The organism is Luteimonas granuli (assembly GCF_007795095.1).
Lineage (GTDB): Bacteria > Pseudomonadota > Gammaproteobacteria > Xanthomonadales > Xanthomonadaceae > Luteimonas > Luteimonas granuli.
In genome coordinates this window covers 194251-207606 of sequence record NZ_CP042218.1, presented here as the reverse complement: position 1 = coordinate 207606, position 13356 = coordinate 194251, and the positions used below count along the sequence as shown (strand labels likewise).

The 13356-nt window shown below is 67.3% G+C and carries 13 protein-coding genes; all 13 read left to right on the top strand.

What is annotated here, in order from left to right; all coding sequences use genetic code 11:
- Positions 1 to 7: 7 nt before the first annotated feature.
- The 13 genes from FPZ22_RS00950 (at position 8) to FPZ22_RS00895 (ending at position 13306) form a co-directional block, all read left to right on the top strand.
- Positions 8 to 778: a c-type cytochrome gene (locus tag FPZ22_RS00950; RefSeq protein WP_144889438.1), complete on the top strand. Its 771-nt coding sequence runs from the start codon at positions 8 to 10 to the stop codon at positions 776 to 778.
- Positions 779 to 797: 19 nt separating this feature from the next.
- Positions 798 to 1307, top strand: a complete 510-nt coding sequence (locus FPZ22_RS00945) for a nuclear transport factor 2 family protein (RefSeq protein ID WP_144893809.1) — start codon at positions 798 to 800, stop codon at positions 1305 to 1307.
- Between the two features lie 14 nt (positions 1308 to 1321).
- Positions 1322 to 1846 (top strand): DUF411 domain-containing protein, encoded by a 525-nt coding sequence (locus tag FPZ22_RS00940; RefSeq protein ID WP_024867864.1) that lies wholly within the window; start codon positions 1322 to 1324, stop codon positions 1844 to 1846.
- A gap of 70 nt (positions 1847 to 1916) precedes the next feature.
- Complete coding sequence (locus tag FPZ22_RS00935) at positions 1917 to 2267, top strand: four-helix bundle copper-binding protein (RefSeq protein ID WP_144889436.1); 351 nt, start codon at positions 1917 to 1919, stop codon at positions 2265 to 2267.
- A gap of 173 nt (positions 2268 to 2440) precedes the next feature.
- Positions 2441 to 2824, top strand: coding sequence for a copper homeostasis periplasmic binding protein CopC (copC, locus tag FPZ22_RS00930; protein WP_144889434.1), 384 nt, complete (start codon positions 2441 to 2443; stop codon positions 2822 to 2824).
- A gap of 10 nt (positions 2825 to 2834) precedes the next feature.
- Positions 2835 to 3764 (top strand): copper homeostasis membrane protein CopD, encoded by a 930-nt coding sequence (gene copD, locus FPZ22_RS00925; RefSeq protein WP_144889432.1) that lies wholly within the window; start codon positions 2835 to 2837, stop codon positions 3762 to 3764.
- 130 nt (positions 3765 to 3894) lie between these two features.
- Positions 3895 to 4293 carry a heavy metal-responsive transcriptional regulator gene (locus FPZ22_RS00920; RefSeq protein ID WP_210412683.1) on the top strand — a complete coding sequence of 133 codons (399 nt, stop codon included), beginning with the start codon at positions 3895 to 3897 and terminating at the stop codon, positions 4291 to 4293.
- Between the two features lie 116 nt (positions 4294 to 4409).
- Entirely contained in the window at positions 4410 to 6746 is a 2337-nt protein-coding gene (locus tag FPZ22_RS00915) for a heavy metal translocating P-type ATPase (RefSeq protein ID WP_246120818.1), read from the top strand.
- 44 nt (positions 6747 to 6790) lie between these two features.
- Positions 6791 to 7210 (top strand): hypothetical protein, encoded by a 420-nt coding sequence (locus tag FPZ22_RS00910; protein ID WP_144889428.1) that lies wholly within the window; start codon positions 6791 to 6793, stop codon positions 7208 to 7210.
- Between the two features lie 223 nt (positions 7211 to 7433).
- The gene (locus FPZ22_RS00905; protein WP_144889426.1) at positions 7434 to 8663 is read left to right on the top strand and encodes a TolC family protein; all 1230 of its coding nucleotides are present in this window, start codon (positions 7434 to 7436) and stop codon (positions 8661 to 8663) included.
- A complete protein-coding gene (locus FPZ22_RS00900) occupies positions 8660 to 10153 on the top strand; it encodes an efflux RND transporter periplasmic adaptor subunit (RefSeq protein WP_144889424.1) in 1494 nt (497 codons plus the stop codon). The genes FPZ22_RS00905 and FPZ22_RS00900 overlap by 4 nt, the downstream gene beginning before the upstream one ends.
- 1 nt (position 10154) lies before the next feature.
- Positions 10155 to 11057, top strand: coding sequence for an efflux RND transporter permease subunit (locus tag FPZ22_RS14310; RefSeq protein WP_425463009.1), 903 nt, complete (start codon positions 10155 to 10157; stop codon positions 11055 to 11057).
- Complete coding sequence (locus FPZ22_RS00895; protein WP_425463008.1) at positions 11054 to 13306, top strand: efflux RND transporter permease subunit; 2253 nt, start codon at positions 11054 to 11056, stop codon at positions 13304 to 13306. The genes FPZ22_RS14310 and FPZ22_RS00895 overlap by 4 nt, the downstream gene beginning before the upstream one ends.
- Positions 13307 to 13356: the final 50 nt, after the last annotated feature.

Genomic DNA, 13356 nt, shown 5'->3' with positions numbered 1-13356 from the left:
AACATACATGCAACCGAAGACACGCAAGCGTGTTTGGTTGATCGGGGTTCCGCTGGTTGTCGTGGCCGGTACGGCGGGCTTCATCTGGGGCGGCGTGTACAACGTCGCCGCCGATGACATGCACACGAAGCCCGTGCATTTCCTGCTCGAAACCGCACGCGAGCGCTCCATCGTGGCACGTCTGGGACAGCTGGACGTGCCGTCGGATTTGGACGATCGCACACGGATCGTCCAGGGCGCGGGCAATTATGCGGCCATGTGCGCAGGGTGCCACTTGGCTCCGTCGATGGCCGAAACCGAGTTGAGCCAAGGCCTGTATCCCACGCCTCCAGACCTCAGCAAACACAAGGTCGACGTGGCCAAAGCGTTCTGGGTGATCAAGCACGGGATCAAGGCTAGCGGCATGCCCGCCTGGGGCAAGAACATGGGGGACGAGTACATCTGGAACATGGCCGCGTTCCTGCAGGTGCTGCCCACGCTCGACGCGACTGCGTACAAGGAACTTGTCGACAGCAGCGAGGGCCATTCGCATGGCGGCGGCGAGACGCAAGGCCACCATGACGACGAAAAGGCCGAGGATCACCCTGCCCCATCCGAGCCGGGCAACAACTCCATGCCGCATGCGCACCCGCCGGGCGTGGACGACGATCACCACGGCCCGACACTCAGCGACACGGAAGTCGGGTTGGTGGACCACCGCCATCCCAACGGCAAGGTGGAGTCGCACCCTGCACCACACGCGCCCGTGGCCGGTGACGGCCATGCGCACACCCATTGATCTCCTTGGAGCCCACGCAATGAACGCAACAGCAATCTCGTTCACCCTCGCACTGGCACTGACCGTCGTGTCCCCCGCAATGGCGCAGGCGACACAGCCGCACGCACATCACCCCGCTGCCGCGGCATCTGCGGACGTCGACGTCCCAGTCACTGCAGAGGCCGCGGTCGCCGTAGCGGAGCGTTTCAACAGCGCCCTGTCTAGCGGCGATCTGGCCACGGTCGAAGCCCTGCTCGCTGCCGACGTTCTCATCCTCGAGTCCGGGGGCGCCGAACACAGCCGCGAGGAATACATGGGCCATCACGCAGTCAGCGATGCGGCGTTCCTCAAGGGCGCCCATCGCCAGCTGCTCCGTCAGCGTGCACGAACCGCTGGCGAGTTCGCGTGGGTCGGAACCGAAAGCGAGCTGCACGCCCAGAAGGACGGCAAGCCACTGACCGTCCAGAGCACCGAAACGATGGTGCTGAAGCAGACCGCCGACGGCTGGCGGATCGTCCACATCCACTGGTCCTCGCGGACCAAGCGCTGAGTCGAGAGTTTGAAATGACTACGCTCAGATTGCACCGCCTGACTTTTGTGGTCCTTGCCGTGGCTGGTCTGGGTGCTTGCACCCAGGATGCTTCATCCGCGCAACCCACAACCTCGCCCTCCGCACAGGTTGTCGTCCAATCAGCCGACGCGACTCCAGCAGCCCTGCCACGCATGACCGTCCACAAGACCCCGACCTGCGGGTGCTGCGGTGCCTGGATCGACCACGTGCAGAAGGCGGGCTTCACCGTGGATGTGCACGACATGGATGACCTGGGGCCGCTCAAGGAGCGGCTGGGTGTCCCCTATGCAAAGGGCTCCTGCCACACGGCCGAGATCGGCGGATACGTCATCGAAGGCCACGTCCCGGCCGCGGACATCAAGCGTCTCCTCGAAGAAAAGCCGGACGCACGCGGCCTGGTCCTCCCAGGGATGCCGCTTGGTTCTCCCGGCATGGAGGTTCCGGAGGGGCGACAGCAGCCGTACACGGTCGAGCTGGTCCATCGCGACGGAACCACTGAACCGTTCGCACAGCACTGATCCGTCGCAGCAACAGGGGGCGGTGTTGCGGGCGCGCCGATTCTCGCCCGCGAGGAAGAAGGAGAACCAAGTGACTCACCATTCCGCAGCCCACCGGTCCCAGGCCATGAACGAGTGCATTGACAACTGCACGCAGTGCCATGCGATCTGCCTGGAAACTATCAACCATTGCCTGACCAAAGGAGGTGCCCACGCGGCGCCGGAACACATCGCACTGCTGGCGACGTGTGCCGATATCTGTGCAACCAGTGCCGATGCAATGCTGCGAGGCGCAAGCGTTCACGACGTGGTGTGCGGTGCCTGCGCGGAGATCTGCCGCCAGTGCGCCGATGCATGCGATGCCATGAACGACCCCGAGATGGCGCGTTGCGCCGAAGTTTGTCGCCGATGCGCGGAAAGCTGCAGCGCCATGGCGGCTTGATACGTCGAGGATCCCGCCTGGACAGGCGGGATCCTCATCCCGCGAAGGCACGAACACCGAAGGCGATCACTCCTGGCCTCACTGACATCCCGACATCCGACTGCCGTCGGATCCAACACGGTACAGCCCCATGAGTGGGGCTTTCCATCACATTCACAATGAGGATCACCCCTATGAAATCGTCAAACGTCATCCGCTCGTTCGCGCTCGTCGTCGCACTGGCAGCAGGACAGTTTTCGCTGCAGGACGCGCACGCCCACGCCGCGCTGCAGCAGTCCACACCGGCCGCAGATGCGGTGGTGGCTTCGCCAAGCCAGATCGATCTCGTCTTCAACGAAACGCTGATTCCGCGAGCGTCGCGGCTCAAGCTGGTCATGAAGCACGGCAGCTCCACCATGCCGATCGAGAATTTCACGACCGAGATCGTCAACAACGGCAAGACCCTGCGTGCCAAGTTGCCCCAGCCGTTGGCTCCGGGCGTCTATACGGTGGAATACCGCGCCGTCGGTGGTGACAACCACCCCATGCCGGGCAGCTTCAGCTTCACGGTGCGCTGAGGAGTCGCGAATGTTCGACCTGTCGGCTTACGCACTGAGATTCCTGGAATACCTGGTTCTAATGCTTCTTTTCGGCGTCCCACTGTTCGGTTGGTACGGTTTGCGTCGACCGGCACTCGCCCACACCCTGGCCGGGTGGCCATTCATGGGCGTTCTGTTGGTGAGTGCCGCCGTCGGTCTCGTGCTCACCGGGGCCGATGTCGTCTTCAAGACCGCGGGCATCATGGGAATGCCGATTGCCGACGTTGATCGCGAATCGCTTGGCTGGTATCTGCTTGATACGTCCGCAGGCCGCGCAGCCATTGCGAGAGGCGCGCTGCTGATCGCCATGGTATTTGTGCTCGGGTGGCATCGTCGCCGCGGGAAGGTGGAGTCCGCCTACCCGCTGTCGGCGACGCTGGCGGGCGGCGCCCTCGCCTCGCTGGCATGGAACGGCCACGCCGCCGCTGGCGAGGGCGTGGCAGGCGCGGTCCGGCTCTCTGCGGGCCTCGTCCATCTTCTCGCTGCAGGCGGCTGGATCGCAGCGGTCCTGATGTTCCTGGGAATGCTCCTGCGCGGCAAGGACGCTGCGGGCAACGGGCGTCTGCGATCAACGCATGACTTCCTGCATGGATTCTCGACGCTGGGAACGATTTTCGTTGCTGCGCTCATCGTGTCTGGCATCGCGCATTACGGTGATCTCACCGCGTGGTCATTGTCGGCGCTGGTCCAGAGCACCTACGGAAACCTGTTGCTGTTCAAGCTTGCCCTGTTCGGCGGAATGCTGGGCCTGGGAGCGCTGCACCGATGGACGCTGGTGCCGCGCCTTGAACGGGCGCTGGCCGGCGGAGATCCCTCGCAGGAGGTGCGAGCCTTGCGGCAGAGCGTTGCGGCCGAGGCTGCGCTGGCGATCCTGATCCTGATTGTTGTTTCAATGCTCGGGACGCTCAGTCCTGTGTAGCGGTTGCAGTCCCTACGGCAGCTCGAGGCTGGTACCGAAGTCAACGGGGATCAGCGCGGGGGCACTACCACTTGACTCTGGACCATGGTCAAGGGCAGACACTCGGCATCTGGTCCAACGGAGCGCTCCCATGCAGATAGGTCAACTCGCCAGGCGGACACACGTGCCCATCGACACAATCCGCTACTACGAGAGCCACGGCATTCTGCCCGTCCCTATCCGCCGCGATTCTGGATATCGCTCCTACGACGATGCCGACGTGGCGCGCCTGCATTTCGTGCGTCGCGCCAAGGCGCTGGGCTTCACGTTGCGCGAGATCAGCGAATTGCTTCAGCTCTCCGGGCGGTCGGGTGAGGACATGGCGGCGGTACGTGCGTCGGCGGCGGCACGCCTCGTCGACGTCGAGCGCAAGCTGGATGAACTCGCACGCATTCGCGATGGGCTACGCCAACTTGTCGCTGCCTGCCCCGGTCAGGGTGGCATCCAGGACTGCCCGATCCTGGGCGCCTTGTCGAAGGAAGACGCATGAACACGCACGACCACCACCAGCAGGCACACGGACATGGCAGCAGCACTGGCGGGCGCGCGCCTGAAGGGGGTCCGCCAACCGCGCCTCCCGGAACGGTGAAGGATCCGGTCTGCGGAATGAACGTCGACCCGAAGACGTCGCCCCACCACGCCGTAAACGCTGGCACGACGTACCATTTCTGCTCGGCTGGCTGCCGCACGAAGTTCGTCGCCGACGCCGGAAAGTACCTCGCCCCCGGGCCGATCGAGCCAGCGGCCGCAGTTCCGGGCGCCATGTACATCTGCCCGATGCACCCCGAAGTCCGCCAGGACCATCCCGGTACCTGCCCGCTCTGCGGCATGGCTCTGGAACCGGAGATGCCCGGGCTTGACGACGAGGCGAACCCGGAGCTCGTCGACTTCAGCCGCCGGTTCTGGTGGACGCTTCCGCTGACGGTGGCGACGCTCGTGCTGGCCATGTTCGGCCGGCATCTCCCGAGCCTCGAACTAGGCGGCGTGCAGATCCTGCCGCTGTCCATCCACGTGCAGACCTGGGTCGAACTGTTGCTGACCACCCCAGTCGTACTGTGGGCCGGCTGGCCGTTCTTCGAACGCTGCGTGCAGTCGATCCGCAACCTCCATCCCAACATGTTCACGCTCATCGGGATCGGCGTAGCAGCGGCCTTTGGCTACAGCCTGGCCGCCACCCTGGCACCTGGGTTGTTCCCGGCCTCGTTCAACGAGCACGGGCGCGTCGGCGTGTACTACGAAGCGGCGGCGGTGATCGTGTCGCTGACCCTGCTCGGCCAGATGCTGGAGCTGCGGGCGCGTTCGAAGACATCCGCGGCGATCAAGGGCCTGCTTGGGCTGGCGCCGAAGGAAGCCCGACGGCTCAATGCCGATGGCACCGAGGAAGACATCCCGCTGACCCACGTGCACGTCGGCGACCAGCTTCGCGTGCGGCCCGGTGAGAAGGTGCCGGTGGATGGTGAAGTGGTGGAAGGGCGCTCCAGCGTCGACGAGTCGATGCTCACCGGCGAGCCGATCCCGGTCGAGAAGACCGCGGGCGACCAGGTCATCGGCGCGACGCAGAACGGCACAGGTGCGCTGGTGATCCGCGCCGCCAAGGTGGGTTCCGATACCGTGCTCTCGCAGATCGTGCAGCTGGTCGCGCAGGCGCAGCGCTCGCGCGCACCGATGCAGCGGATGGCCGACACCGTCGCCTACTGGTTCGTGCTCGCGGTGCTGGCGATCTCGGTGGCGACCTTCTTCATCTGGGGCTTCTTCGGCCCGGACCCGTCCTGGACCTACGCGGTGCTAAACGCGGTCTCGGTGCTGATCATCGCCTGCCCCTGCGCGCTGGGCCTGGCGACGCCGATGTCGATCATGGTCGCCACGGGCAAAGCGGCGCAGGTCGGAGTGCTGTTCCGCGATGCCGAGGCGATCGAACACATGCGCCGCATCGACACCCTGATCGTCGACAAGACCGGCACGCTCACCGAAGGACGCCCGGCGTTCAAGGAAGTCGTGTCCTTCGACGGCTTCGACGCCGACCGGGTGCTGCATCTCGCGGCCAGCCTGGACCAAGGCAGCGAGCATCCGCTGGCCGACGCCATCGTCGCCGAGGCCCGGCGCCGGAACTTCGAGTTCGACCGCGTGGAGGACTTCGATTCGGTCACCGGCATGGGGGTGCGCGGAACCGTAGCCGGTCATGCGCTTGCCTTGGGCAATACCGCATTGATGGAGGATCTAGGCGCCAATCCCGGCGCGCATGTCGACGTGGCCGAGCGGATGCGTCGCGAGGGTTCAAGCGCCATGTTCCTCGCCGTGGACGGGCGCCTCGCGGGCCTTGTCGCGGTCGCCGACCCGATCAAGGCGTCGGCTGCGGTCGCCATCAACGAGCTGCAGGCCGCCGGGCTGCGCATCATCATGGCCACTGGCGACGGGCTCACCACCGCACGCGCCGTGGCCGCCGAACTCGGCCTGGACGAAGTGCATGGCGAGGTCCGTCCCGAGGACAAGGCCGAGCTGGTGCAGCGCCTCAAGCGCGAAGGACGGCGGGTGGCGATGGCGGGCGACGGCATCAACGACGCGCCAGCCCTCGCCGCGTCCGACGTCGGCATCGCCATGGGCACGGGCACCGATGTCGCAATGTCCAGCGCCCAGATCACCCTGGTCAAGGGCGACCTGCGCGGCATCCTGCGCGCCCGCAAGATCTCGCAGGCCACGGTGGCCAACATGAAGCAGAACCTCACTTTCGCGTTTCTCTACAACGCGCTGGGGGTTCCGGTCGCGGCCGGGGTGCTGTACCCCGCGTTCGGGATCCTGCTGAGTCCGATGGTCGCGGCGCTTGCGATGAGCTTGAGCTCGGTGTCGGTGGTCGCCAACGCGCTTCGCCTGGCCAAGACGGCGGCAGTTCCGACACCACCAAGGGCGACCGCGCCGGACCATACCTCCGGTCTGGCCCCGGATTGATCTGGATCAGTTGCATCTGACCGAGCAAAAGGTAACCTCAAGCCATGATCCGCCGTCGTCACCGTAGCTGGTTCCAGCGCACCGCCCTCCTCGCGATGGCGGCATTGCTCTGGTCTCAGCTCGCGCTGGCCAGCCATGGCGGCTGCCTGGATCTTCCGGGCACACCCGCCGCAGTCGCGGCCGGCGCGGATACCCCCCACGACCACGGCCACGGCTGCGACGCGGAGCTTCCCTCGGCGGACAGGGCGGTGTGTGCCGCGCACTGCAGCGAGGGGGGTATTTCGGCCGACAGTGGGCGCATCCCACCGGTCCCGCCGCTGTTTGTCGGAGCGTTGGTCTCCTGGTTCGTCGTGGCCGAGGTCGCCGATGGCGGCCCAGGGGTCACGCCCAGCTGGGTGGAATCGCCCCCCAGGGCCGCCTGGCACCGGCCCACCGCCCATCCCGCGGCTCTCCTGCTGATCTGATGCCCGAACGCTGACCCGCTCCGCACAACTGTGCGGCGCGGTCCTGCGCGTTCGCGCCGTGGCTGCGTCACGGCATGTGTTCCTGCCCTCGTCCGAGCGACCTGCGTCGCGTCGGCCCAAGGACACTGATATGGCATCCCTGTTCGACCGAATGCAGGCCAGGCGCCTGCACCCTAACCCGCTATTCCGCCGTCGGCCACTGCTCCGGCACCTGCTTGCCTGCGTGTTCATCGGCGGCTTGTGGACGCTGGTCCTGCCGGTGACGGCAACCGAACCCATCCCGGGGCACAACCTCGAGTCGATCCGCGCCTGGGTGCTCGAGCACAACCCCGAGCTGCGGGCACTGGACTTCGAGGCCCAGGCCGCCGAAGCACGGATCCAGCCGGCAGGCGCCCTCCCCGACCCGACGGCCTCCCTTGGATTCCGCGGCCTCGATCCGGACAAGCCCTGGCGCACCGCCGGTGCCGAGCGCGAGGTGAACTACGCGCTGCGCCAGCGCTTCCCGCTCTGGGGCAAGCGCGGCCTGGCGCGGACCGCAGCCAGCCAGGACGCCGCCGCGGTCGGGCTCGACCGCGTCACCACGGCACGCGATCTGCTGTCCGACGCCGAGGCGGCCTACGCACGCTACTGGCACGCCGACCAGGCCGTGGCCGTGCTCGATCGCCGCATCGCCCTTCTGCGCCAGGTCGAAGAGATGGCCGGCGTGCGCTACGCCCTGGGCCGCGCGGCGCAACAGGATGCCATCCGCGCCCAGGTCGAGCAGACCAGCCTCCAGCGCGAGCGGATCGAACGCCTCGCGGCCAAGCAGGAGGCGGCCGCCACCTTGAACGCCGTGCTGGGGCGCCGTTCCGATGCACCGCTGGCGACGCCCGATGAGGCGCCGCGCCTCGTCGTCCACAGCGCCTCGCTCACCGAGGCACTGGATGACGCCAATGCGCACCCCGCGGTGCGCTCGCAGCAGGCCCGCGCCGAGGCCGCGCGCACGAACGTGGTACTGCAGCGTCGCAACCGCTTTCCCGACATCACCGTGGGCGTGGGTGCGATGCAGTACGGCAACGGCATCGAAAGTACCGAGCTGATGCTCGAGGTCGAGATCCCGTTCCAGCAGCGCGCCCGTCGCGAACGCGAGCGCGAGTCGCGCCTGCTCGAAGACGCGGCGCTGGCCCGCCGGGACGCCACGCTGCGGGCCGTGGAGGAACGCGGCGCCGCCGCCTGGTCGCAATGGACCAGCGCACGCGAGCGCCGCGCGCTGATCGAGAACACGCTGATGCCACAGGCCGACGCCACCTGGCAGTCCGCACTGGCCAGCTACCAGGTCGGCGAAGTCGACTTCGGGACGCTGCTGGAAGCACTCAATGAATGGCAGGGCGCCGACCTCGCACGGGTCGATGCACTGCGTGACGAACTGTTGGGCGCCGCCGCCGTGCGCGCCATCGAAGGAGAGATCCGATGACCCGTGTCCAGACCCTGTCGCTCGCCATCGGCGTCGCACTCGCCGCACTCGCCGTCGGCTGGATGGCGGGCCGCGCCACGAACGATTCGCCCACCGCAGCCACGTCCGCCGAGGCAGCGGCCGCGGAACGCAAGGTGCTCTATTACCGCAATCCCATGGGCTTGGCGGACACGTCGCCGGTGCCGAAGAAGGATTCGATGGGCATGGACTACGTCCCGGTCTATGCCGACGACGCACCGCCGGCGGCGCCGGGCACCGTGGTGCTGCCGCCGGACAAGGTCCAGGCGCTGGGCGTGCGCACCGAGGCGGTCAAGCGAGGAGCCATGTCCGCCACCGTGCGCACCAGCGGCACGGTCGAGGTCGACGAGACCCGGCAGTACGCGATCGCGCCCCGCTTCGAAGGCTGGGTGGAGCGGCTGTACGCGAACCAGACCGGCATGCGCGTGCGCGCCGGGCAGCCGCTGCTCTCCGTCTACAGCCCACAGTTGGCGGCGGCGCAGCAGGAATACCGGCTGGCCGACGAGACCGCCCGCAGGCTGGCCGGGTCCGACCCCGCGAGCGCGGCTTCGATGATCCGCCTGCGCGATGCCGCCCGCACCCGCCTGCGCAACTGGGAAATCAGCGACGCGCAGATGGGCAAGACGGGCCTGGTCCTCACCGCGCCCGCGGACGCAGTGGTGATCGAGAAGCCGGTGGTCCAGGGCGCGCGCTTCGAGCCCGGTGAAACCATCCTGCGCCTGGCGGACCTGTCGACGGTGTGGGTGATCGCCAAGGTGCCGGCGGCGCAGGCCGCGGGCATCCAGCCCGGCCAGCCGGCCCGCTTTGAAACCGTGGCCCTGCCCGGCCAGGTGGTCGAGGGCGAAGTCACCTTCGTGCAGCCCGTCATCGATGCGATGACGCGCACCGTGGACGTACGCATCGCCCTGCCCAATCCCGCTGGCGACCTCCGGCCGGGGCTGTACGGGACGGTGCTGCTTGAGGAGCCAGGGACCGGACCGGTCCTGAGCGTTCCGCGCTCGGCCGTGCTCGACAGCGGCACGCGCCAGGTGCTGCTGGTCGAGACCGGCCCCGGCCGCTTCGCACCGCGCGACGTCACCCTGGGTCGGCGTGGCGGCGATCGTGTCGAGGTGCTGGACGGGATCGCCGAAGGCGACCAGGTCGTGGTCTCCGCCAACTTCCTGATCGACGCCGAAAGCAACCTGCAGTCGGCACTCCAGGGGCTTGAGGGTCATGCAGGACACGGCGCGCCTTCGGGCACCACAGAGGATCCACACGCCGGGCACGGTGAGGACGCCGTCGATCCGCACGTAGGTCATGTTGACGAGGTCGCTGATCCCCACGCAGGCCATGCCATGCCGGCGACATCGGGAGATGCACCGGCTGCCGCCAGCGACCCTGGCGCGTCCGACGGCCATGACAGCCATGGCGATCATGGAGCGATGAACGACCACGGCACACCTGCTCCCGCCACCAGCCACGAGGGGCACTGACATGCTTGGCCGCCTCATTGAATGGTCGGTACGCAACGTCTTCCTGGTGCTGGTGATGACGCTGGCGATCGTGGCCGGTGGCATCTACGCACTGATGAACACGCCGCTGGACGCCCAACCGGACCTCTCGGATGTGCAGGTGATCGTGTTCACCGAGTACCCGGGGCAGGCGCCCCAGGTGGTCGAGGACCAGGTCACCTATCCGCTCACCAGCGCCCTGCTCGCGACGCCGAAGTCGAAGGACGTCCGCGGGTTCTCGTTCTTCGGCGCCTCCTTCATCTACGTCATCTTCGAGGAAGGCACGGACCTGTACTGGGCGCGCTCGCGCGTGCTCGAGAACCTCAACGTCGCATCGAAGAACCTGCCGGCCGGCGTGGCACCAGCGCTAGGACCCGACGCCTCCGGCGTGGGCTGGGTCTACCAGTATGTGCTGCAAAGCGACCGCCACTCGCTGGACGAGCTGCGCGCCATGCAGGACTGGTACCTGCGCTACCAGCTCACCACCGCCCCCGGCGTGGCCGAGGTCGCCAGCGTCGGCGGTTTCGTGCGCCAGTACTCGATCACCGTTGATCCGCTCCGGCTGCGCGAGTTCGACATCCCGATTTCACGGGTGTCCGAGGTGATCGCCGAGAGCAACCGCGACGTCGGCGGCCGCGTGATCGAGATGGCCGAGACCGAGTACATGATCCGGGGCCGCGGCTACCTGCGCGGCATCGAGGACATCGAAAGCCTGGTGCTGCGCGCCGAGGGCGGCGCACCGGTGCTGATCGGCGACGTCGCCCGCGTAGAACTGGTGCCCGACGAGCGTCGCGGCATCGCCGACCTGGACGGCGAAGGCGACGTCGTGGGCGGGATCGTCATTGCGCGGTTCGGCGAGAACGCCCTGGCCGTGATCGGGGGGTGAAGGACAAGATCGCCCAGCTTGCGAGTGGACTCCCCGAGGGCGTCAGCGTCCAGGCGGTCTACGACCGCTCCGATCTCATCGTGCGCGCGATCAAGACGCTGCGCACGACGCTGCTCGAGGAGAGCCTGATCGTCGCGCTGGTGTGCCTGGTATTCCTGTTCCACGCCCGCAGCGCGCTGGTCGCGATCGTCATGCTGCCCGTCGGCGTGCTGATCGCGGTGATCGCGATGCGCATGCTGGGCATGAACTCGAACATCATGAGCCTGGGCGGCATCGCGATTTCGATCGGCGTGATGGTCGACGCGGCGATCGTGATGATCGAGAACGCGCACAAGCACATCGAGCGCTCCGACGGCTCCCGCAGCCGCACCCAGCTGATCATCGATGCCTGTCGCGAGGTGGGACCGGCGCTGTTCTTCAGCCTGATGATCATCACCGTCTCCTTCCTTCCGGTGTTCGCCCTGGAAGCGCAGGAAGGCCGGCTGTTCAAGCCGCTGGCGTTCACCAAGACCTTCGCCATGGCCGGTGGTGCGCTGCTGTCGGTGACGCTGGTGCCGGTGCTCATGCTGCTGTTCGTGCGCGGCAAGATCGTGCCCGAGCACAAGAACCCGGTGAACCGGATCCTGGTCGCGGCCTATCGGCCCGTGATCGACGTCGTGCTGCGGCACCGCATGGCCACGATCGCGTTCGCGCTGGTCGCACTGTTCGCCAGCCTGTGGCCGGCATCGCGCTTGGGCAGTGAGTTCATGCCCACGCTCAACGAGGGCACGCTGCTGTACATGCCCGCGTCGCTGCCGGGCATGTCGGTGACCAAGGCCTCCGAGCTGCTGCAGCAGCAAGACCGGATCATCAAGGGCTTCCCGGAAGTGGAGTCGGTGTTCGGCAAGGCGGGTCGCGCCCTGACCGCCACCGACCCGGCACCGTTGGAGATGTTCGAGACCGTCATCAACCTCAAGCCCGAGGACCAGTGGCGGGACGGCATGACCACGGACAAGCTCATCGCCGAAATGGACGAGGCGCTGAAGTTCCCGGGCGTCGCCAACTCATGGACGATGCCGATCAAGGCCCGCACCGACATGCTGGCCACCGGCATCCGCACGCCCGTGGGCATCAAGCTCTTCGGCAGCAACCTGGAGCAGCTGGACGCGCTGGCCACCGAGATCGAAGCGGTGGTGCGCGAGGTGCCGGGGACGACCAGCGCGTTCGCCGAGCGCCTGACCGGCGCCTACTACCTCGACATCACCCCCGACCTGGGCCGCCTGGCGCAGTACGGCGTAACCCTGGGCGAGGTGCAGGACGTGGTGGCGGCCGCGCTCGGCGGCGAGATCGTCACCACCATCCTCCAGGGCCGTGAGCGCTTCAGCGCGATCGTGCGCTATCCACGCGAGCTGCGCGACGATCCGCATCGGATCGGCAGCCAGGTCCTGGTGCCGGTCCCCGGCGGCGCCCAGGTGCCGCTCGGCGAACTGGCGCAGATCGAGGTCAGGAAGGGGGCGCCGAGCATCCGCACCGAGAACGCGATGCTGGCGGCTTACATCTACGTCGATACCCGCGAGAGCGATCTCGGCCGCTACGTGAAGGCTGCGCAGGAGGCGGTCAGCGAACAGGTGCAGTTCCCACCGGGCTATTACGTGACCTGGAGCGGTCAGTACGAATACATGCAGCGCGCCGCCGACAAGATGCGCGTTGTCATCCCCGTGACGCTGGCGCTGATCTTCCTGCTGCTGTACCTCAACTTCCGCCGGGTCACCGAGTCGTTGATCGTGATGCTGTCGGTGCCCTTCGCACTGGTCGGCGGCGTGTGGTTGATGTGGCTGCTCGACTACAACACCAGCGTCGCGGTAATCGTCGGCTTCATCGCGCTGGCCGGCGTCGCAGCTGAAACCGGCGTGGTCATGCTGATCTACCTCGACCACGCGCTGGAGGCGCGCGCCGCGCAGAGGCAGGCCGAAGGCCGCTCGCTGGATGCTGGCGACCTGCGCGAAGCGATCATCGAAGGCGCGGTCGACCGTGTACGTCCGAAGATGATGACCGTGGTGGCGATCATGGCTGGCCTGCTGCCGATCATGTGGAGCAGCGGCACCGGCTCCGAGGTCATGCGCCGCATCGCCGCGCCGATGGTGGGCGGCATGGTCTCGTCCACGGTGCTGACGCTGGTGGTCATCCCGGCGCTGTACTCGTTGATCAAGCAGCGGCAGCTGGCCAGGAAGCGGCCAACACCTGCTGCGCTGCCGGCGGACGTGTCGTGATGTGGCCGACCTTCAACGCGCCAGGGCAAAGGCGGTCCGCGTGTGCGTTG